Source organism: Cupriavidus sp. SK-4, assembly GCF_000611125.1.
Taxonomy (GTDB): domain Bacteria; phylum Pseudomonadota; class Gammaproteobacteria; order Burkholderiales; family Burkholderiaceae; genus Cupriavidus; species Cupriavidus necator.
The window spans coordinates 41,365-62,192 of sequence record NZ_JFJW01000038.1 but is presented as its reverse complement, the minus strand read 5'-3'; the positions used below and the strand labels follow the sequence as shown (position 1 = coordinate 62,192).

Here is a 20,828-nt window from a genome sequence, read left to right as displayed (position 1 = left end):
ACCGCACGTACGGTGGTAATGGTATGGACGCTGATCGTCAGCCGCGTGCCGGCCACGCTGGAACTGGCCGTGACGGCGCTGCTGCTGTCGCTGGGCATCGGCATCCCGATGGGCGTGTTTGCTGGCCTGAAGCCGCATAGCCGGCTGGCGCGGATGCTGATGGTGTGCTCGCTCGGCGGCGTGATCATGCCGACCTTCTGGATCGGCATGATCGGCATCCTGGTGTTCTCGGTGAACCTGGGCTGGCTGCCATCGGGCGGGCGCGGGCCGGTCAGCACGGTGCTGGGCGTGCCGCTGTCGGTGACCAGCTGGGAGGGCATGCGCTTCCTGCTGCTGCCGGCGCTGACGCTGTCGCTGTTCAAGATCTCGCTGGTCGCGCGCCTCACCGAGGCCGGCACGCGCGAAGTGGCGGGTCAGGAGTACATCAAGTTTGCCCGCGCCAAGGGCGTGGGCGGCGCCGCGGCTGGTGCTGCGCCACGTGGTGCCCAATGTGCTGATCCCGATCGTCACCGTGGTCGGCCTGGAGTTCGGCCACCTGATCGCGTTCTCGGTGGTGACCGAGTCGGTGTTCTCCTGGCCCGGCATGGGCAAGCTGATCATCGATTCGGTGCTGGCGCTGGACCGCCCGGTGGTGGTGGCCTACCTGCTGGTCACGCTGGTGCTGTTCGTGGTGCTGAACCTGGTGGTCGACCTGCTCTACGTAGTGCTGGACCCGCGCCTGCGGCACAAGCCGGCCTAGACACCGCGTCCGCTGCCGCTTTTCTCCCTCCAAAAGAACGAGACTGAACCGATGTCCCTGCCTGTATCTGAAGCCGACACTGCCGTGCCCGCGCTTGCGCCGGCCGCGGCGGAACCGGCGCCTGCCGCCGCGCCGCCTGCGGCACGGCCCTCGCTGCTGCGGCGCTTCTGCGCCAACCGCGTCTCTGCCGCCGCGCTGGCATTGCTGGTGGCGCTGCTGCTGGTGGCCGTGCTGGCCCATGTGATCAGCCCGCAGAATCCCTATGACCTCGCCACGGTGTCGGTGATCGATTCCGAACTGCCGCCGGGCAGCGTCGGCTACGAAGGACAGTCGCATTACTGGCTGGGCACGGACGGCGCCGGGCGCGACCTGCTCAGCGCCATCTTCTACGGCATCCGTATCAGCGTGGGCGTCGGCGTGATCAGCGCGGTGGTGGCGCTGATGGTGGGTAGCGCCGTGGGCCTGGCCGCGGCGTACTTCGGCGGGGTGGCGGATGCCGCCATCATGCGCGTGGTCGACCTGCAGCTGAGCCTGCCCGCGGTGCTGGTGGCGCTGATCCTGCTGGCGGTGCTGGGGCAGGGCGTGGACAAGACCCTGCTGGCGCTGGTGATCGTGCAGTGGGCCTACTTTGCCCGCACCGTGCGCGGCGCGGCGCAGGTGGAGCGGCGCAAGGAATATGTCGAGGCCGCGCTCGGCCAGGGTTTGCCGGCGCTGCGCGTGATGTTCCGCCATATCCTGCCCAACTGCATGGCGCCGCTGGTGGTGACCGGCACGCTTCAGATCGCGCATGCGATCACGCTGGAGGCCACCATGAGCTTCCTTGGCATCGGGCTGCCGCGCACGCAGCCGTCGCTGGGCATGCTGATCGCCAATGGCTTCGAATACATGCTGTCGAACAAGTACTGGATCAGCATCTTCCCGGGCGTGGCCCTGGTGCTGCTGATCGGCTCGGTCAACCTGGTGGGCGACCGCCTGCGCCGCGTGCTCAATCCGCGGCTGGAAGGGTAAGGAGCCCGGCATGGCACTACTGGAAGTTACCGGCCTGAGCACCAGCTTCGCGCTCGCGCGCGGGGCGGTGAAGGCGGTGGATGGCGTGTCGTTTGCGCTGGAGCCGGGCGAGATCCTCGGCATCGTCGGCGAGTCGGGCTCGGGCAAGTCGGTGACGGCGTTCTCGCTGATGAACCTGCTGGATCCGCCCGGGCGCGTCACTGGCGGCTCGGTCCGCTTCAAGGGACAGGAGCTGCTGGCGTGTTCGCCGCGCCAGTGGCAGGCGCTGCGCGGCGACCGCATCGCGATGGTGTTCCAGGACCCGATGATGTCGCTCAACCCGGTGATGCGCGTGGGTGACCAGCTGGCCGAGACCGTGCTGGTGCATCACCGCTGCACCCGCGCGCAAGCGCACGCGCAGGCAGTTGACGTGCTCACGCGCGTGGGCATCCCGGCGCCGGAGGAGCGCATGCGCGCCTACGGTGACACCGTGACCACGGTCGGCATCGGCATCCAGCACAAATTCTGATAATGGCTCTTCCTTATTCGCTGACTGACCCGGCCGGCACGGCGCTGCCGCTGGTGGTGGACTTCCCGCACAGCGGGCTGGTGCATGCCGAGACCCTGCCGCTGGCGGCGCCTCCCGAAGCCCTGCTGACGGGCTGGGACGCTTATGTCGACCAGTTGTTCGCGCATGCGCCGATGGTGGGCGGCACGCTGCTGTGCGCGGGCTTTCCGCGCTGGATGGTGGATGTCAACCGCGCCCGCGATGACATCGATCCGGCGCTGATCGACGGCGCCATGCCCTATGCCGTGCAGCCCAGCGACAAGTCCGGGCGCGGCATGGGCGTGCTGCGCCGGCTGGCGCTGCCGGGCGTGCCGGTGTACGCGGCGCCGCTGTCGCCGGACATGGCGGAGTACCTGCTGAAGACCTACTACGATCCCTACCACGCCGCGCTGTCCGGCCTGCTGGCACAGCATCATGCGCGCTCGGGCACGGTGTGGCATATCGATTGCCATTCGATGAAGTCGCGCGGCAATGCGATGAACGTGGACAATGGTGCGGAGCGGCCTGACTTTGTGATCAGCAACGGCGACGGCGCCACTTGCTCGCCGGCGTTTATCGAGCTGGTGGCGCAGTGCCTGCGCGGCTACGGCTACCGGGTGGGAATCAACTGGCCGTACAAGGGCGCGGAGCTGATCCGCGCCTATGCCGACCCGGCGCACGGCCGCCACAGCCTGCAGATCGAAATCAACCGCGCGCTCTATATGGACGAGGCAAGGTTCTCGCAGCACGGCGGCTTCGCCGTGCTGCGCGGCCATCTCGACCAGTTGCTGGAGGAGGTGGCGGCATATATCCGCGAGGCGCTGGCGCGATGATGGCGCGCGCGCTCAGATCACCTTGCCGGGATTCATCAGCCCCTGCGGATCGAGCGCTCCCTTGATCGCGCGCATCATCGCCAGCTCGACCTCGCTCTTGTAGAGCCGGTTTTCCTCGCGCTTGAGCTGGCCCAGCCCGTGCTCGGCGGAAATCGAGCCGTTATGCGAGCGCACGCTGTCGTGCACGATGCGGTTGACCTGGTCCTGGTGCGCCAGGAAGGCGTCATGGTCGACGCCTTCCGGCGGCGACACGTTGTAGTGCAGGTTGCCGTCGCCGAGATGGCCGAAAGTCACCATGCGCGCGCCGGGGAAGGCGTTCTGCAGCAGCGCGTCGGTGGTCTCGATAAAGTCCGCCACGCGTGACACCGGCACGGCGATATCGTGCTTGATGTTCTTGCCGTCTTCCACCTGCGCCAGCGGGATATGCTCGCGCAGGTTCCAGAAATCGCGCGACTGCTGCACCGATTCCGCCACCACCGCGTCGGCGACCACGCCGGCATCGAAGGCGGCCGACATCATGGTTTCGAAGATGCCGCGCGCATGGGCTTCGCTTTCGCTGTCGGACAGTTCCAGCAGCACCAGCTGCGGGTGGATGTCTGCGAACGGATAGCGCAGCTGCGGGAAGTGCCGCGTCACCAGCGTCATGCTGAGCGCGGACATCAGCTCGAACCCGGTCAGCATGGCGCCCGCATGCGATTGTGCGATGGCCAGCAGAGCCAGCGCGGCGCGCGGGCTCTGCACCGCGGCCAGCGCGGTGACCGAGGCGCGCGGCAGCGGGAACAGCTTCATCACCGCCGCGGTGATGATGCCGAGCGTGCCTTCGGCGCCGATAAAGAGGTCGCGCAGGTCGTAGCCAGTGTTGTCCTTGCGCAGCCCGCGCAGGCCGTGCCAGATCTCGCCCGACGGCGTCACCACTTCCAGGCCCAGGCACAGCTCACGCGTGTTGCCGTAGCGCAGCACCGCGGTGCCGCCGGCATTGGTCGACAGGTTGCCGCCGATGGTGCAGCTGCCTTCGGCCGCCAGGCTCAGCGGAAACAGCCGGCCGTGCTCGCGCGCCACGTCCTGCAGGTGCTGCAGCACCACGCCGGCCTCGACCGTGATGGTGTTGTTGAGCGGATCGACCTGGCGGATGCGGTGCAGCCGCTGCAGCGAGACCACCACCTGCTCGTGCCCGGCCACCGGCGTGGCGCCGCCGCACAGGCCGGTATTGCCGCCTTGCGGCACCACGGCGATCTTGTGCGCATGGCAGGCATGGACCACCTCCGCGACCTCCTCGGTGGTGCCGGGGCGCAGCACCGCCAGCGCCTCGCCGCGATAGCGTTTGCGCCAGTCGGTCAGGTAGGGTGCCTTGTCGGCTGCATCGGTCAGCACGTGCTGCGCACCCAGCGCGGCGCGGCACAGTGCGAGGAAGGAGTCTTGAGGCGAGGTCATGGCGATGGCGGAGTGGGGGTCAGGACTTGGGCGCGGCTGGCTTGCCGGCCGCCCGGGCGCGGCGCTTGTAGGGGCGCAGGTACAGGATGGTGCTGGTGAAGAACACCAGCGTCAGCGCCACCTCCACCCACGCCAGCGTGGACGAGGGCGCGCGGTCGCTGGTGGCGCGCACGATGCCCTCGGTGAAGAACAGCAGGATCAGCATCGACGACCACTGCATGGTGTAGCGGTTGCGCGTCAGCACGCCACGCAGCGGCAGCAGCAGCGGCAGGAACTTGATGATCAGCCACGATCCCCCGGGGCGCAGCGGCGCCAGGAACCATTCCCAGGCAATGCACAGCACCATCAGCGCCAGCAGGCTGCCCACGCTGAACCGGTACAGCCAGGGACTGTGCAGCGCCTGGTCGCTCTCGGGGATGGGGCTCATGCCGCGCCTCCCGCCAGGCGCAGCGCGGTCTGCGCCAGCCGCCGGCCCATGGCGACGGCCAGTCCCGATTCGTCTTCCGTGACCGGGCCGCGGTTGTCGCCGTGGGCATGGTGGCTGGGGCCGTAGGGCGTGCCACCGGAGGCCGTGGTCATCAGGCCCTTCTCGGAATACGGCAGGCCCAGGATCAGCATGCCGTGGTGCAGCAGCGGCAGCATCATCGACAGCAGCGTGGTTTCCTGCCCGCCGTGCAGGCTGCCGGTGGCGGTGAACACGCAGGCCGGCTTGCCGGTCAGCGCACCCGACAGCCACTGCGCCACGGTGCCGTCCAGGAAGTACTTCATCGGCGCGGCCATGTTGCCGAAGCGGGTGGGGCTGCCCAGGGCCAGGCCGGCGCATTCCTCCAGGTCGCGCAGCTCGGCATAGGGCGGGCCGTCGGCCGGGATATCGGACGCGGTGGCCTCGCACACGGTGGAAACCGGCGGCACCGTGCGCAGCCGGGCCTGGGCGCCGGGGACGCTGTCGATACCGTTGGCAATCAGTTCGGCAAGTTTGCGGGTGCTGCCGTGGCGGCTGTAATACAGGACGAGGATGTCGGTCATGGAGCGGGATGGCCGGCGGTGGCGGGGTGGTGTTGCGCGAAGGGTGCCGGAAGCAATGCGCGTATTATAGATGCGCCCCCCGCGCCATCTCCCCTCGGCTTCGCGCCCCCGGTGCCGCGGGCCGCCTGTTTATCCGTCAGAACCAGATCCAGGAGGTTGTTTGCGCATGATTGGACCCCGCGTTGCCCGCCTGCGCCGGGAATGGAACCTGCAGAAGGTACGCGCCCTGGCGCGTTATGCGCTGCGCCGCGCCGGCGAAGACCGGCTGCCGCAGGTCTCGGCCAGCCTGACCTTCACCACCGTGCTGGCCGTGGTGCCGGTGCTGACGGTGGCGTTCGCGCTGCTGGCTGCGTTCCCGGTGTTCCGCGACTTCCGCAACGCCATCGAGGCGTTCCTGTTCCAGAACCTGATCCCCGGCAACGTCAGTGAATCGATCCAGCGCTACCTCGGCATGTTCGCCAAGAGCGCGCGCGGGCTGACCGCAATGGGCCTGGGCGGGTTGATGGTCACCTCGGTGCTGACCATGCTGACCGTGGAAGACGCGCTCAACGCGATCTGGCGCGTCAAGCAGCGCCGCCCGCTGGCGCAGCGGGTGCTGGTGTTCTGGGCGGTGCTGACCTTCGGGCCGGTGCTGATCGGCGCGAGCCTGTCGATCAGCTCCTACCTGATCTCGGTCTCGGCGGGCTATGTCGGCACCATGCCGGTGGGGCTGGGGCTGCTGGTGGGCGCGACGCCGGTGCTGCTGTCGGCGCTGGCCTTCGCCTTCCTGTACACGGCGGTGCCGAATGCCTATGTCGAATGGCGCGATGCCATCGTGGCCGGCCTGGTGGCGGCGGTCGCGTTCGAGTTCGCCAAGCGCGGTTTCGGCTATTTCATCACCGAGATCCCGGCCTATACCGCGGTCTACGGCACCTTCGCCGCGTTGCCGCTGTTCCTGCTGTGGATCTACCTGAGCTGGCTGGTGACGCTGCTGGGTGCGACCATTGCCGCCAACCTGCCGGTGATCCGGCAGGGCTACTGGCGCCGCCGCACCTTTGCCGGCAGCGAGTTCTTCGATGCGCTGGGCGTGCTGCTGCTGCTTTACCGCGCGCGCGACGAGGTGCCGCGCAGCGTTGGCGAACTGGACCTGGGCCGCAAGCTGCGGGTCGAGGCCGATTACCTGTCGGACCTGCTGGGCAAGCTCAAGGCCATGCATTTGGTCGGGCGCTTGCAGCAGGAGCGTGGTCAGGCTCATTGGGCACTGCTGTGCAATCCGTCACAGGTGACGTTGCGCACGCTGCATGACCGGCTGGTGCTGAACCTGCCGCGGTTGCCGCGCACCGCGCTGGCGCAGCAGCTGCAAGGGGCGGATGCGCTCAAGTCGGTCCTGGACAATCCGCAGCTGGATCAGACGCTGGAGGCGGTGTTCCGGCAGCAGCCGGCCGATCTGCCGCCGACTGAAGGGGATGGGGGGAGCCACCCGCAGCGGCGCACGCTGGAAGTGGTCCCGCCGGGCTGGCATGGCCAGGTGTAGGGCCCGGCCCCTGCGACAGTGAAGTTGCTTAGAACGGAATCCTGCCCCGCCAGATATCGGCATACATCACCCAGTCTCCCATCAGGCTGTAAACCGGATGCCGGAACGTCGCCGGCCGGTTCTTCTCGAAACCAAAGTGCCCGACCCAGGCAAAGGCGTAACCTGCCAGCACAGCGGCCAGCAGCCACCACGCATTGCCGGTAACCACCAGCGCCACCAGGCACAGCAGCGCGACCGTCGACCCGGCAAAATGCAGCCGCCGGCAGGTACGGTTCTGGTGTTCGCTCAGGTAGTAGGGATAAAAGGCCGCGAAGTTCTCGAACTCGCGCGCGCGGGCGTGGGCCATGGCTGTCTCCGGCAGGTCTGGTCTTGTGCAGTGTAGACCTTCTGCGCCGAGGTGCCGGGAGGCTGGCCGCCGGCGTGGCCGGCCAGCCATCCAGGGCCAGGTTTAGCCGGCCGCGACCACTTTGCGCGCAAACGCCGCCAGCGCGTCCAGCACTTCATCGGGGCGTTCGCCCATCAGCGCGTGGCCGCACGGCACCGTGACCAGGCTTGCCTTGGCCATCTTGCCGGCCAGCGCCTGGGCCGCCTTGGGCGATGTCATCATGTCCTTGGTGCCGGTGATGAAGAGCGCGGGGCAGGCCACCGCGGCCGCGGCTTCTTCGCCATGGGCGTAGGCATTGCAGGCCGAGAAGTCATTGTGGAACACATGGGCCTGCGGGTTGTTGCGCGACACGCGCTCCATCAGCCGCTGGCTGCCGCCGTGCATCCACGCGCCCGGCCCGGGCGAAGACGGCTTGTTGGCCAGGCTAGAATGCGACCAGGTGTTGACCATGGCGATGGCCTCGCCCTCGCGGTTGAGCGAAGCGTCCAGCAGCGCGTCCGAGACCTTCATCGGGTAGGCCGTTGCCAGCAGGCCGATGCCGCGCACCGCCTGCGCATGCCGCGCCGCGCATTCCAGCGCGATCAGCGAACCCATGCTGTGGCCGAACACGAAGGCCGGCGCCTTTACGCCGGCGGCCGCCACCAGCGCCATGACCCAGTCGGCCATGGCCTCGACGGTGGCCAGCGGCGCGCCCTTGCTGCGGTTGTGGCCCGGCAGGTCCACCGCCAGCACCGAGAAGCCATGGTTGGCAAACCAGCGCGTCTGCAGGGCCCACACGCTGTGGTCGTTCTGCGCGCCGTGGACGAACACGGCACAGGGCAGGGCGGGATTGAAGGGTTTGCCGCCGGTATAGGCGTAGGCCGGCTGGCCTGCAATGGTCAGTTCCATCAGGCTTGCCCTCCCTTGCCGCTCATCGCCTTCTCAGCCGCCTTCAGGCCGCGCTTGAGGTCGTCGATCAGGTCATCCGGGTCTTCCAGCCCGATCGACAGCCGGATCGTGCCCTCGGTGATGCCGGCCGACTGCAGCGCCGCCGCGTCCATGCGGAAGTGCGTGGTCGAAGCCGGGTGGATCACCAGCGAGCGCGCGTCGCCGACGTTGGCTAGGTGCGAGAACAGCGACATGCTCTCGATGAAGCGCTGGCCGGCGATGCGATTGCCCTTCAGGTTGAAGCTGAACACCGCGCCGCAGCCGCGCGGCAGCAGGCGCTTGGCCAGTTCGTAGTCGGGGTGCGATTCCAGTTCCGGGTAGGACACCGATTCCACCATCGGGTGCGAGACCAGGAACTGCACCACCTTGCGGGTGTTGTCGACATGGCGGCTCATGCGCAGCGGCAGCGTCTCAACGCCCTGCAGCAGCTGCCAGGCGGCCATCGGGTTCATGCAGGCGCCGAAGTCGCGCAGGCCCTCGCGGCGCGCGCGCAGCAGGAACGGCGCCACGGTGCTTTCCTCGGTGAACACCATGTTGTGGAAGCCCTCGTACGGCTCGGACAGCTCCGGGAAGCGGCCCGAGGCCTCGAAGTCGAAGGTGCCGCCTTCCACCAGCACGCCGCCGATGGTGGTGCCGTGGCCGCCGAGGAACTTGGTGGCCGAGTGGTAGAGCAGGCCGGCGCCGTGATCGAACGGGCGCAGCAGGTAGGGCGTGGTGAAGGTGGAATCCACCAGCAACGGGATGCCGTTGTCCTGGCCCAGCTGCGCCAGCGTCGGGATGTCCAGCACGTCCAGCCCCGGGTTGCCCAGGGTCTCGCCGAACAGCAGCCGGGTATTGGGCCGGATCGCGGCGCGCCAGGCGTCGATGTCGCGCGCCTTGACAAAGGTGGTCTCGATGCCGAAGCGGCGCAGCGTGTAGTGCAGCAGGTTGTGCGAGCCGCCGTACAGCGCCGACGAGGCCACCACGTGCGAGCCCGCGCCCATCAGCGTGGCCACCGCCAGGTGCAGCGCGGCCTGGCCCGAGGCCGTGGCGACGGCGCCGGCGCCGTTCTCCAGCGCGGCGATGCGCTCTTCCAGCACGGCCACGGTGGGGTTGGATATACGGGAGTAGACGTGCCCCGCGCGCTCCATGTTGAACAGCGACGCGGCGTGCTCGCTGTCGCGGAACACGAAGGACGTGGTCAGGTGAATGGGGGTGGCGCGGGCCCCGGTAGCAGGGTCTGGCGCGGCGCCGGCGTGCAGCGCCAGCGTGTCGAATCGGGTTCCGGACATGGTCGGTCGGCCTTGAGTTGTCTCCGGCCAGCATCGTAGCACCGTGCGCGCGCCGGCGCCCGCAAACCGGCCTCCCGCTTTACTTTGACGGCGGGTTTGGGCTAGGATCGGCCAACGGGGCGCCGTGAGGCAGCGCGCGCCCGCACACCCATAGACAGATAACAATGTGACCGGTATCGCCCCCTGTGCCCCCGGCCGGAGCGATGCCCTCAGTTTGAGCGCAGGCAGCGGAGACCAACATGAAAGTCAGCGACATCCTCCAGATCAAGGGCAATACGCTCTATACCGTGACGCCTGACGCCTCCTTGCTGGTAGCCGTCCACACCATGGCCGAGCACGATATCGGCTCGCTGGTGGTGATGGAGTATGGCGACCTGGTCGGCATGCTGACCTTCCGCGAGATCATCGAGACGCTGGCCCGCAATAACGGCAACGTCGGCACCACCAGCATCCGCAAGGTGATGGACGATGCGCCGCTGACCTGCACCATGGAGACCGACATCAACGAGGTCCGCCGCATGATGCTGGAGCGTCACACCCGCTACCTGCCGGTGCTCGACAACCGCACGCTGATGGGCGTGATCTCCTTCTATGACGTCGCCAAGGCCGTGGTCGAGGACCAGAGCTTCGAGAACAAGATGCTCAAGGCCTATATCCGCGACTGGCCGGAAGAGCGCGCCGAGTGATGGCGCCGGGCCGCCCGGGCTGAAGCTTTCTTCGGAAATACCCTCGGTTGGCGCCACGCGGCCGTGGCGGGGTGGCGGCCGAACCCCGGCTACGGCACACTAGCCGGCGTTCCCATTTCCGCGGCGGTCCCTGACCGACCGGCCCATCCATGAGCCAACCCAGCCAGTTCCGACTGCTCGGCCTGCGCCGCTTCGCCCCGTTCTTCTGGACCCAGTTCCTGGGGGCGATGAACGACAACGTCTTCAAGGTCGCCTTCACCTCGCTGGTGACCTACCACACGGCGCTGTTCGAGGGCGTGGACGCGCGCAGCGCGGCCTTCCTGATCTCGGCCATCTTTATCGCGCCGTTCGTGCTGTTTTCCGCCACCAGCGGGCAGATTGCCGACAAGCTGGAGAAGTCGCGCCTGATCCGGCTGGTCAAGTCGCTGGAAATCGCCATCATGGTGCTGGGCCTGGCCGGCTTTGCCTGGCACAGCGCGCCACTGCTGTACGCCGGCACTTTCCTGATGGGGCTGCATTCCACGCTGTTCGGGCCGGTCAAGTTTGCCTACCTGCCGCAGCACCTGGATGAAAGCGAGCTGGTCGGCGGCAACGGCATGGTGGAGATGGGCACCTTTGTCGCGATCCTGTTCGGGACGCTGATCGGCGGCGAACTGGCCGGGCTGCAGCAGGGCGGAACCATCGTGGGGCCGATGTACGTGGGCGCAGTGTGCGTGGTGATCGCCGTGGCGGGGCGGCTGGTGTCGGGCCGCATCCCGGTCTCGCCGGCGCCGCAGCCGGACCTGCGCATCAACTGGAACCCGTTCTCCGAGACCTGGCGCAACCTGGTGCTGGCGCGCGGCAACCGCACGGTATTCCTGAGCCTGCTCGGCATTTCGTGGCTGTGGTTCCTGGGCGCCACCTTCCTGACCTCGTTCTTCAGCTATGCCAAGGATGTGCTGGGCGGCGACCAGAACGTGGTGACGCTGCTGCTGGCGGTGTTCTCGCTGGGCATTGGCACCGGTTCACTGCTGTGCGAGCGCTTGTCCGGGCGCCATGTCGAGATCGGCCTGGTGCCGTTCGGCTCGATCGGCATGACCGTGTTCGCGGTCGACCTGTACTTTGCCAGCCAGGGGCAGGCACCCGTGGCGCTGAGCGGCATCGGCGGCTTCCTGGCCGAGCCGCGCCACTGGCGCGTGCTGGTGGACCTGTTCCTGCTGGCCATGTTCGGCGGCTTCTACAGCGTGCCGCTGTACGCGTTGATCCAGAGCCGCAGCGCGCCCACGCACCGCGCCCGCATCATCGCCGCCAACAACATCCTGAACAGCTTCTTCATGATTGCCGCGTCTCTGCTGGGCGTGGCGATGACGCGGGCGGGCTACAGCATCCCGCAGCTGTTCCTGGTGGTGGGGCTGCTCAATGCGGTGGTGGCGGTCTATATCTACTCGCTGGTGCCGGAATTCCTGCTGCGCTTTATCGCGTGGATCCTGGTCCATACCCTCTACCGGCTGCGCCGCGTCAATGCCGAGCGCATTCCCGCCGACGGCCCGGCCGTGCTGGTCTGCAACCACGTCAGCTTTGCCGACGCGGTGGTGCTGATGGCCTGCAGCCCACGCCCGGTGCGCTTCCTGATGGACCACAACATCTTCAAGGTGCCGCTGCTGTCGTGGTTCTTCCGCCAGGCCCGCGCGATCCCGATCGCGCCGGCGCACGAGAATCCGGACATGCTCAAGCGCGCCTATGACAGCGTGGCGCAGGCGCTGGGCGAGGGGGATCTGGTCTGCATCTTCCCCGAAGGCAAGATCACCGCCACCGGCGAGATCAACCCGTTCAAGCAGGGCGTGCAGCAGATCATCCGGCGCACGCCGGTGCCGGTGGTGCCAATGGCGCTGCGCGGGCTGTGGGGCAGCTTCTTCTCGCGCAAGGGGGCACCGGCGATGTCGCGGCCGTTTCGGCGCGGCATCCTGAACCGGCTGGAACTGGTGGTGGGCGAGCCCGTGCCGCCCGAGGCCGCCACCCCGGAAGGGCTGCAGCGGATGGTGCAGGCCCTGCGCGGCGACTGGCGCTGAATCCGTAGTGCGGAACCCGAAACCACGATGATCACGCTCTATACCTTTGGCCCCGCCTTCGGGCTGCCCGACGCCAGCCCCTTCGTCACCAAGGCCGAGATGCTGCTCAAGCTGGCCGGCCTGCCTTACCAGGCGCGCCGCGGCAGCCTGCGGCGCGCGCCCAAGGGCAAGCTGCCCTACCTGGACGACATGGGCAGGATCGTGGCGGATTCCACCATGATCCGCTGGCATATCGAGAAGACCTACCACATCGACTTCGACGCCGGCCTGAGCGCGGCCGAGCGCGGCATCGCCTGGGCCGCCGAGAAGCTGATGGAAGACCACCTGTACTGGGCGGTGGCGCGGGTGCGCTGGCTGGACCAGGCCAACTTCGACAAGGGGCCGGCCCAGTTCTTCCGCGGCGTGCCGGCGCCGGTACGCGGCCTGGCCGAGCGCCTGGTGCGCTACAAGGTGCGCAAGACGCTGTGGGGGCAGGGCCTGGGCCGGCATAGCGAAGAAGACCTGGTGGCGCTGGCCAGCAAGGGCGTGACCTCGATTGCCGACATCCTCGGCGACAAGCCCTACCTGATGGGCAACGCGCCGTGCGGGGCCGACGCCACGCTGTTTGCCTTTGCCGGCAGCCTGCTGTGCCCCGTATTCGACACTCCGATCCGCACCGCGGCCGAGGGGCATGCCAACCTGGTGGCCTATATGGAGCGCATGCGCGCCGAGTTCTACCCCGAACTGGCGCTGGAAAGCGCCGCCGCCTGAGCCTGTCGGGCCGCCCTGCGGCCGCCCGAGGCCCGCCATTGGCCTTACAATGGAGGCCGTCCCCAATTCCTGTGCGGTTTCCATCATGTCCGGCAATACCCTTGGCCTGCTTTTCACTGTTACCACCTTCGGCGAATCGCACGGGCCCGCCATCGGCGCGGTGGTGGACGGCTGCCCGCCGGGCATGGCGCTGACCGAGGCCGACATCCAGGGCGACCTGGACCGCCGCCGGCCCGGCACCTCGCGCCACGTCACGCAACGCCAGGAAGCCGACCAGGTCGAGATCCTGTCCGGCGTGTTCGAGGGCAAGACCACCGGCACCCCGATCTGCCTGCTGATCCGCAATACCGACCAGCGCAGCAAGGACTACGGCAATATCGTCGAGACCTTCCGCCCGGGCCATGCCGACTACACCTACTGGCAGAAGTACGGCATCCGCGACCACCGCGGCGGCGGCCGCTCGTCGGCGCGCCTGACCGCGCCGGTGGTGGCGGCCGGGGCGGTGGCCAAGAAATGGCTGCGCGAGCAGTACGGCACCGAGATCCGGGGCTATATGTCGCAGCTGGGCGAGATCGCCGTGCCGTTCACGGACTGGTCGCATGTGCCGCAGAACCCGTTCTTCGCGGCCAACGCCGACATCATCCCTGAACTGGAAACCTATATGGACGCGCTGCGCCGCGACGGCGACTCCGTCGGCGCGCGCATCGAGGTGGTGGCCAGCAACGTGCCGGTCGGCCTGGGCGAACCGCTGTTCGACAGGCTCGACGCCGACATCGCCCACGCCATGATGGGCATCAACGCGGTCAAGGGCGTCGAGATCGGCGCCGGCTTCGACAGCGTGGCCCAGCGCGGCAGCGTGCATGGCGACGAGCTGACCGCCGAGGGCTTCCGCACCAACAATTCCGGCGGCGTGCTGGGCGGCATTTCCACCGGCCAGGACGTCACCGTGTCGCTGGCGATCAAGCCGACGTCTTCCATCCGCACCCCGCGCGAATCGATCGACAAGGCCGGCAATGCCGCCACCGTCGAGACCTTCGGCCGCCACGACCCGTGCGTGGGCATCCGCGCCACGCCGATCGCCGAGGCCATGCTGGCGCTGGTGCTGATCGACCACGCCCTGCGCCACCGCGCCCAGTGCGGCGACGTCAAGGTCGATACGCCGCGCATTCCCGCGCAGGCGGGCCAGACCCCTTGAGCTGACCTCGCGTTGGCCACGCCTTTCGCGGGCGGCGGCGCCACCGGCGCTGGCCGCCCCGACTACGCCCGTTTCGGGCTCTTCTATCTTGGCTACTACGGCTACGTCGGCCTGATTTCGCCGTACGTCAGCCTGTATTTCGCCGACCGCGGCTTCAACCCGGTGCAGATCGGCGTGCTGATGGCGAGCTTCCAGGTCAGCCGCATTTTCGGGCCCTACCTGTGGGGCTGGCTGTCCGACGTGATGCACACGCGCGTGCGCATCCTGCGCGTGAGCGCGTTCACCTCGTTGCTGGCCTTCCTGATGCTGCCGGGTGTCGGCAGCTACGGCGGCATGATGGCGATGATGCTGACGCTGAGCCTGTTGACCAGCGCGATGTCGCCGCTGGGCGATGCCCTGACCATCTCCACGCTGCGCCGCCACGGCGCCTTCGACCATAGCTACGGCCGCATCCGCATGTTCGGCTCGGTCGGCTTTATCGGCGCGGTGCTGGCCGGCGGGGCGCTGTTCGAGGCGGTCGGCATGCGCGCCTTCCCGTGGGTGGCCAGCACGCTGCTGGCGATCCTGGCAGGGGTGGTGCTGACCATGCATGACGCCGCCGACGACGGCCCGCGCACGGCGCCGCCGCGCGCCTTGCCGCTGCTGCGCCGCCCGGACGTGGCCTGGTTCCTGGCTTCAGCCTTCCTGATGATGTTCGCGCACGCCGCGCTCTATGTGTTCTATTCGCTGTGGCTGGCACAACTGGGCTACAGCAAGTTCGCCATTGGCGTGATGTGGACCATCGGCGTGGTGGCCGAGATCGTTTTCTTCTACTACCAGGGCCTGCTGTTCGCGCGCTATGCGCTGCGCACCATCCTGGCCGGCACCTTTGTGCTGGCGGCGCTGCGCTTCGGCCTGACCGGCTACCTTGCCCAGTTTGCCTGGCTCATGGCGCTGGTGCAGGTGCTGCACGCGGCCACCTTTGCCGCGCACCACAGCGCCAGCCTGAAGCGCTTGCAGGCCTGGTTTGCCGGGCCGTTGCAGGGGCGCGGGCAGGCGCTGTACACGGGCATTTCCTATGGCGTCGGCGGCACGCTGGGCGGGCTGGCGATGGGCTGGACCTGGAACGCGCTGGCGCCCGAGCATACCTTCGGGCTGGCCGCCATCGCCGCGGCGGCCGGCGCGTTCTGTGCCGTGATGAGCTTTCGCGCGGAAGGGGACGGCGCGGTTCAGGCCAGCGCCGCGCAGACCCGCTCGGCGATGGCCAGCGACGAGGTCAGCCCCGGCGACTCGATGCCGAACAGGTGAACCAGCCCCGGCACGCCGTGCACGGCGGGGCCGTCGATGCGGAAGTCCGCCGCAACCTCGTGCGGCCCGCTGATCTTGGGGCGGATGCCGGCATAGCCGGGTTGCAGCGCGCCGTCGGCCAGCCCCGGCCAGTAGCGGCGCACTTCGTCATAGAAGCCGTCGGCGTCGGCCGGGTCCACGCCGTATTCGATCTCGTCGATCCAGCGCACATTGGGGCCAAAGCGCGCCTGGCCGCCCAGGTCGATGGTCAGGTGCACACCCAGCCCGGCGGCCTCGGGCACCGGGTAGATCAGCCGTGAGAACGGCGCGCGCCCGGCCAGCGTGAAATAGCAGCCCTTGGCGTAGTACTGGGGCGGGATATGGGCCTCGGGCATGCCGTCGATGCGGCGCGCCAGTTCCGGCGCCGTCAGGCCCGCGGAATTCACCACCGTCTTCGCAAGCAGCGTGGTGCTGCCGCCATCCTCATTGCCAACCTCCAGCCGGATGCCGTCAGGCGTTACCGCGCCATTCAGCACCGGGGACTGTACCGCCAGCATGGCGCCGGCGTTCTCGGCGTCGCCCAGCAGGGCGGTCATCAGTCCGTGGCTGTCTACGATGCCGGTCGATGGCGAGAGCAGGGCGGCGTGGCATTGGAGATTCGGCTCGAGCGCCTGTGCTTCGGTGCGGGTCAGGAATTGCAGGTCACCGACACCGTTGGCAGCCGCCTTGGCGCGAATGCCGTCGAGCGTGGCCACCTGCGCCTCGCTCGTCGCCACGATCAGCTTGCCGCAGCGCTGGTGGGCGATGTGGTGCGACGCGCAGTAGTCGTACAGCATGGCCTTGCCGCGCACGCACAGCTGCGCCTTGAGCGAGCCGGCCGGATAGTAGATGCCGGCGTGGATGACCTCGCTGTTGCGTGCGCTGGTGATGGTGCCGAAGGCGTTCTCGGCTTCCAGGATGATCACTTCGCGGCCCTGCAGCGCGAGTGCGCGCGCCACCGCCAGTCCCACCACGCCGGCGCCGATGACGACGCAATCCACTGTTTCCATGGTTGTTCCTTGCTTCAATGTCTGTGTGTTCGGGGCTGGGGCCGGCAGGCCGAGGCGGGCGGCGGCGGCCGCTAGGTGCTGCTGCGCGGCACTGCGGGCGGCCGCGGCGTCGCCGGCGGCAATGGCTTCGGCCAGCGCCGCATGTTCCTGGTCGGCCGCGCGCGGCGCGCCTGTCGTCACGCTCAGCCGCGCGGTGTTCTCCCAGGCGCGCTGGCGCGCGGCCAGCATCTGCTGGCTGACGAAATCGGTCAGGCCGGTAAAGCAGGGGTTGTGGGCCGCTTCCGCAATGGCGTGGTGGAAGGCCATGTCGGCCGCGGCCGCGCTGGCCATGTCGCCCTGGCCGTCGGCCTGTGCCTGCATCGCCGCCAGCGCGGCCCGGATGGCGTCGATATCGGAATCGGAACGCCGCTGCGCGGCCATCTCGGCGCAGGCGGTTTCCACCACCCGGCGCAGTTCGAACAGCTGCGCCAGCGTCGGGCCGCCGTCGGGCGAGCTGGCCACGCGCCAGGCCTGGCCGCCCGGCGTCTCCGACACATAAGCGCCCGAGCCCTTGCGCGTCACCAGCACGCCATCGGCCTTCAGCTGGGCGATGGCCTCGCGCACGATCGGCCGGCTCACGCCGAAGGTATCGGCCAGGCTCGTCTCCGCTGGCAGGCGCGCGCCCGCGCCGTAGCGGCCGGCGAGGATGTCGTCGTGCAGGGTCTGGGCAATGCGGCTGGCGAGCGAGGCCGGGCGGGGCAGGATGGTCATGGCTAGATATGTCAGGCTGTCAGACAGATTTTGCTGATTTTCGGCCTAACTTTGCGACGCGTCAAGGCCTCCGTAGGGAGCGAATGCTACACATGCGGTCTTAGTCAATCGCCAAGTGCTTAATTTCGCCGCTCCGGCGCCGATAGAAGCCTGATACAGGTGGCGGATCCTGCGCGTCAGCTCCGCCCAGGGCTTGCCATGCCCCATGGCATCCAATGCCGGGGCCTACTGCGAACAGCCATGATCCAGCTCACACCTAACGATCTTCCCGTCGGATACCCGCTGCCCTGGTCATTGCTCGATGGCGAGGGCAACCTGGTGCTCGGCAGCGGCAGTGTCATTCCCGATGAACGCGACCTGGCGCTGGTGTTCCGCCATGGCGTGGTCTGCCGCGAAGATGGCCACGACGATGCCGATGACGAACTGCGCCCGGCCACCGGGCCGCTTGGCCTGCAGGTCGGCACGCTGCTGCATGTCAAGCATGAGGGCGAGGCCGCGCGCCCGGCCGCCAGCCGCCTAATCGGTTTTATCGAGCAGGGCCTGTTCGTCACCTGGCCGCAGCTCGNGGGCGGGCGCGCCCTGCCGCTGCAGGCGGGCGATGCCGTGCTGCTGCGCGGCTTCTCCGGACAGGCCATCCACAGCTTCACCTCGACCATCACCGCCGTGTGCCGCAGCCCGTTTCGCTACCTGGTGCTGTCGGCGCCGGTGCAGAAGCACGCAACGCCGGTACGCAAGGCCGCGCGCGTGCCTACCCGGCTGGCCGCCTACCTGACCGAGCCCGGCGATGACGACGGCATCGACACCGGCACGGCGCGGCTGGCGCTGCTGTCCGACCTCAGCACCGGCGGCGCGCTGGTGCAGACCACTGCGCCGGCGCCGGCGCCGGGCAGCCGCGTACGGCTGCGCTTCAAGATGCGCACGGCGTCGCTGGACAGCGAGGTCATCATCGACGGCTGGGTCCGCCTCGCGCCCCCCGGCGCGGCCAGCGACGATGCCGACTTCCCGGCCTTCGGCGTGGCCTTCGACGTGCTGGCCGAGCGCGAGCTGACGCTGCTGCAGTGCTATATCTACGAACAGCTGCTTTCCAGCACCCGCATGCCCTTGCAGCCCGCGGCTGTAGCGGCCGTTTAGAGGGAATCCGCTAATGTTTTGATTGTCTCGTCGGGGCGGCCAGTCTTTACTGCTTCCAACATAAAAAGACCCACCACCGAGGAGACAAGATGGAGCACAGCGGACACCACGCGTGCGGACAACACACGCCCGCGCTACGCGAGCAGAAGGCCGGCAAGGCCTTGCGCAGGCTCGCAGGCACAGCCACGCTGGCCGCAGCGGCCATGCTGGCGCAGCCAGCACCAGCCCTGGCCGCGAGCGGCGACTACGCGAAGACGCGCTACCCGATCGTGCTGGTCCACGGACTGACCGGCGCGGCCAAGATGGGTGGTGTGCTTGACTACTGGTATGGCATCCCGGAAGTGCTGCGGGCCAACGGCGCGCAAGTCTATGTGGCCACGGTGCCGTCGTTCAACAGCGACGAAGAGCGCGCGCTGGCGCTGCAGGCCTATGTGCGCGCGGTCAAGCTGGAAAGCGGCGCCGACAAGGTCAACCTGATCGGCCACAGCCAGGGCGGGCCGACCTCGCGCATGCTGGCGGCGATGTCGCCGCAGGACGTGGCCTCGGTCACCACCATCGGCAGCCCGCATCGCGGCAGCGAAGTGGCCGACACCGTGCTGGACCTGATCAATGGCGTCAACAGTATTCCGATCGCCGGGCCTGTGCTGGTCGGCATCATTCAAAGCGTGGTCGACACGGTGGGCTGGTTCAACGGCATCGGCAACGGGCAGGCGCTGGACCAGGATGCGCTGGCCTCGCTCAAGATCCTGACCACGCGCGGCGCCGCCGAGCAGAATGCGCGCCTCGATGCCACGCTGGTGCCCGGCACGAAATCGGCACTGGGGTCGGATTGCAATACCGCTGGCGCGGTGTCCGAGCAACGGCAGGCGCGCGATGCCGCGGGCAACCTTGTCACCCATACCCAGGCCGCATATTCGTGGACCGGGCAGGGCGGGCCGTTCAGCCTGCTGCGCTCCAACCTGCTGGACCCGACCACGGTGATGATGTCGACCTCGGCCGCGCTGATGGACCTTAAGGGTGCCGGCCCCAATGACGGGCTGGTCTCGGTCTGCAGCAGCAAGTGGGGCCGGGTGCTGGCCACTGGCTACTACTGGAACCACCTCGACGAGGTGAACCAGATGGCCGGCCTGTACCAGGACGTCGATCCGCGCACAGTCATCCTCAGCCACGCCAACCGGCTGCGCAATGACCAGCTCTGAGCGCTCGCCGCGGCTCTGGCTGGCCTTGCTGCCGGCCGGCGCGGCGGCGGCCGCGGTGTACTGGCTGACGATGCCGTCCAGTCCGGTTGCCGTGCCGCAGCGCTCGGCAGCGATCACCACCGCTGCGAGTCCTGCGGCAACATCGGCAGACGCCGGACCCGCCGGCGTGGCTGCGTTGCCATCGCTGTCCGGCGTCGACGTGCCCGCAGGCCCCGAACTCGACGCGCAAGGCGACCTGCGCCTGACGCGCGCGCTGCGCACCTACTTCGACTACTTCCTCAGCGCCCGCCACGACGCCGGCGGCGCCGACGCGCTGGACCAGCTGGTGTACGACGATATCCGCCGCCGCGTGCCACAGCCCGCGGCAGGACAGGCGTGGCAGCTGTGGCAGCGCTATGTAGCCTATCTTGCCGAGATTCAACCGCAGGCGGCCCGCAAGCCGCAGGCGGATACGAACGGCACGCTGGATGCGGCGCAGGTGCAGCAGTTGCGTGCGCTGCAGGCTGGGCGCAACGGTGCGCGGCAACGCCTGCTGCCGGAGGTGGCGGCAATCTGGTTCGGCGATGAGCAGGCGTATGACGATGCCATGCTGGCGCGGCTCGACATCGCGGCGCAATCCGGCCTGGATGACGCGCAGCGGCGGCAGCGGCTGGCCGAACTCGAGGCCACGCTGCCCGAGCCATTGCGCGCGGCACGGGAGGCCAGCGCGCGCCCGCAGGCGATCATCGACACCATCGCGGCCATGCAGGCCTCCGGCCGCAGTGCGCAGGACATCGGTGCGGCATTGGCGCAGGCCTACGGTGCCGAGGTGGCGCAGCGCTACCAGCAGCAGGCGCAAGCCGGGCAGGCTTGGCAGCATCGCTACGACGACTACGCCGCGCGCCGCGCGCAGATCGAGTCATTCCCGGGGTTGTCGGAGCAGGACCGCCGGCAGCAGCTGGATGCGCTGCGCAGCCAGGCCTTCGGCAATCCCGCCGAGGCGCTGCAGGCCGAGGTGGTCGACAAGGCGATGGCCGCGCGGCGGCAGGCGAGATAGCCGCGCTGCATCGCCCAAAGAAAAACGGCACCGGGTTTCCGGTGCCGTTTTTTACTGCC

General features: G+C 68.5%; 18 protein-coding genes and 3 pseudogenes. 13 read left to right on the top strand and 8 right to left on the bottom strand.

The window, feature by feature from the left end:
* The 4 genes and pseudogenes from CF68_RS39150 to CF68_RS08780 form a co-directional block, all read left to right on the top strand.
* Nucleotides 1-739 (top strand): annotated as a pseudogene (locus CF68_RS39150) (ABC transporter permease); the annotation flags it as partial.
* Between the two features lie 51 nt (nt 740-790).
* Nucleotides 791-1,747, top strand: coding sequence for an ABC transporter permease (locus CF68_RS08790; RefSeq protein WP_035817530.1), 957 nt, complete (start codon nt 791-793; stop codon nt 1,745-1,747).
* Between the two features lie 10 nt (nt 1,748-1,757).
* Nucleotides 1,758-2,207: pseudogene (locus tag CF68_RS08785) on the top strand (ATP-binding cassette domain-containing protein); the annotation flags it as partial.
* A gap of 50 nt (nt 2,208-2,257) precedes the next feature.
* Nucleotides 2,258-3,106 carry an N-formylglutamate amidohydrolase gene (locus CF68_RS08780; RefSeq protein ID WP_035817527.1) on the top strand — a complete coding sequence of 283 codons (849 nt, stop codon included), beginning with the start codon at nt 2,258-2,260 and terminating at the stop codon, nt 3,104-3,106.
* A 12-nt stretch (nt 3,107-3,118) separates the two neighbouring features.
* Here the strand turns inward: CF68_RS08780 and CF68_RS08775 are convergent, their stop codons facing one another.
* Genes CF68_RS08775 through wrbA form a run of 3 tightly spaced genes read right to left on the bottom strand, consistent with a single transcriptional unit; the run spans nt 3,119 to nt 5,563 of the window.
* Nucleotides 3,119-4,537 (bottom strand): FAD-binding oxidoreductase, encoded by a 1,419-nt coding sequence (locus CF68_RS08775; RefSeq protein WP_035817525.1) that lies wholly within the window; start codon nt 4,535-4,537, stop codon nt 3,119-3,121.
* Nucleotides 4,538-4,556: 19 nt separating this feature from the next.
* The gene (locus CF68_RS08770; protein ID WP_035817523.1) at nt 4,557-4,964 is read right to left on the bottom strand and encodes a DUF2069 domain-containing protein; all 408 of its coding nucleotides are present in this window, start codon (nt 4,962-4,964) and stop codon (nt 4,557-4,559) included.
* Nucleotides 4,961-5,563 (bottom strand): NAD(P)H:quinone oxidoreductase, encoded by a 603-nt coding sequence (wrbA, locus tag CF68_RS08765; RefSeq protein WP_035817522.1) that lies wholly within the window; start codon nt 5,561-5,563, stop codon nt 4,961-4,963. Before wrbA ends, CF68_RS08770 begins: the two co-directional genes overlap by 4 nt.
* Before the next feature lie 166 nt (nt 5,564-5,729).
* Between wrbA and CF68_RS08760 the strand changes: the two genes are divergently transcribed.
* A complete protein-coding gene (locus tag CF68_RS08760; protein ID WP_010813131.1) occupies nt 5,730-7,076 on the top strand; it encodes a YihY family inner membrane protein in 1,347 nt (448 codons plus the stop codon).
* Nucleotides 7,077-7,104: 28 nt separating this feature from the next.
* Here CF68_RS08760 and CF68_RS08755 read toward each other — a convergent pair whose 3' ends face one another.
* The 3 genes from CF68_RS08755 to CF68_RS08745 all read right to left on the bottom strand — a co-directional run bounded on the left by CF68_RS08755 (nt 7,105) and on the right by CF68_RS08745 (nt 9,659).
* A complete protein-coding gene (locus CF68_RS08755) occupies nt 7,105-7,422 on the bottom strand; it encodes an Mpo1-like protein (protein ID WP_035817520.1) in 318 nt (105 codons plus the stop codon).
* Between the two features lie 102 nt (nt 7,423-7,524).
* Nucleotides 7,525-8,349: an alpha/beta fold hydrolase gene (locus tag CF68_RS08750; protein WP_035817518.1), complete on the bottom strand. Its 825-nt coding sequence runs from the start codon at nt 8,347-8,349 to the stop codon at nt 7,525-7,527.
* Nucleotides 8,349-9,659 carry an O-acetylhomoserine aminocarboxypropyltransferase gene (locus tag CF68_RS08745; protein WP_035817514.1) on the bottom strand — a complete coding sequence of 437 codons (1,311 nt, stop codon included), beginning with the start codon at nt 9,657-9,659 and terminating at the stop codon, nt 8,349-8,351. Before CF68_RS08745 ends, CF68_RS08750 begins: the two co-directional genes overlap by 1 nt.
* 239 nt (nt 9,660-9,898) lie before the next feature.
* Between CF68_RS08745 and CF68_RS08740 the strand changes: the two genes are divergently transcribed.
* From CF68_RS08740 to CF68_RS08720, 5 genes are all read left to right on the top strand, one after another.
* Complete coding sequence (locus CF68_RS08740; protein WP_035817513.1) at nt 9,899-10,345, top strand: CBS domain-containing protein; 447 nt, start codon at nt 9,899-9,901, stop codon at nt 10,343-10,345.
* Between the two features lie 149 nt (nt 10,346-10,494).
* Nucleotides 10,495-12,393: an MFS transporter gene (locus tag CF68_RS08735; protein ID WP_035817511.1), complete on the top strand. Its 1,899-nt coding sequence runs from the start codon at nt 10,495-10,497 to the stop codon at nt 12,391-12,393.
* Between the two features lie 27 nt (nt 12,394-12,420).
* Entirely contained in the window at nt 12,421-13,143 is a 723-nt protein-coding gene (locus tag CF68_RS08730; protein ID WP_035817509.1) for a glutathione S-transferase C-terminal domain-containing protein, read from the top strand.
* 85 nt (nt 13,144-13,228) lie between these two features.
* On the top strand, nt 13,229-14,338 hold the full coding sequence (gene aroC, locus CF68_RS08725) for a chorismate synthase (RefSeq protein WP_035817507.1): 1,110 nt from the start codon (nt 13,229-13,231) through the stop codon (nt 14,336-14,338).
* Nucleotides 14,339-14,350: 12 nt separating this feature from the next.
* Nucleotides 14,351-15,625, top strand: coding sequence for an MFS transporter (locus tag CF68_RS08720; RefSeq protein ID WP_035817506.1), 1,275 nt, complete (start codon nt 14,351-14,353; stop codon nt 15,623-15,625).
* On the opposite strand, the gene CF68_RS38170 is transcribed toward CF68_RS08720, so the two are convergent.
* Both CF68_RS38170 and CF68_RS38165 read right to left on the bottom strand, forming a co-directional pair.
* Nucleotides 15,547-16,653: an NAD(P)/FAD-dependent oxidoreductase gene (locus tag CF68_RS38170; RefSeq protein WP_035817543.1), complete on the bottom strand. Its 1,107-nt coding sequence runs from the start codon at nt 16,651-16,653 to the stop codon at nt 15,547-15,549. The two genes, CF68_RS08720 and CF68_RS38170, sit on opposite strands and share 79 nt — an antisense overlap.
* A 129-nt stretch (nt 16,654-16,782) precedes the next feature.
* Nucleotides 16,783-17,403 (bottom strand): annotated as a pseudogene (locus CF68_RS38165) (FadR/GntR family transcriptional regulator); the annotation flags it as partial.
* A 240-nt stretch (nt 17,404-17,643) separates the two neighbouring features.
* Here CF68_RS38165 and CF68_RS08710 point away from each other — a divergent pair.
* From CF68_RS08710 to CF68_RS08700, 3 genes are all read left to right on the top strand, one after another.
* Nucleotides 17,644-18,534, top strand: a complete 891-nt coding sequence (locus CF68_RS08710; RefSeq protein ID WP_035817504.1) for a flagellar brake protein — start codon at nt 17,644-17,646, stop codon at nt 18,532-18,534.
* Between the two features lie 89 nt (nt 18,535-18,623).
* On the top strand, nt 18,624-19,733 hold the full coding sequence (locus tag CF68_RS08705) for a triacylglycerol lipase (RefSeq protein ID WP_035817502.1): 1,110 nt from the start codon (nt 18,624-18,626) through the stop codon (nt 19,731-19,733).
* Entirely contained in the window at nt 19,720-20,769 is a 1,050-nt protein-coding gene (locus tag CF68_RS08700) for a lipase secretion chaperone (protein ID WP_255351090.1), read from the top strand. Before CF68_RS08705 ends, CF68_RS08700 begins: the two co-directional genes overlap by 14 nt.
* Nucleotides 20,770-20,828 lie beyond the last annotated feature (59 nt).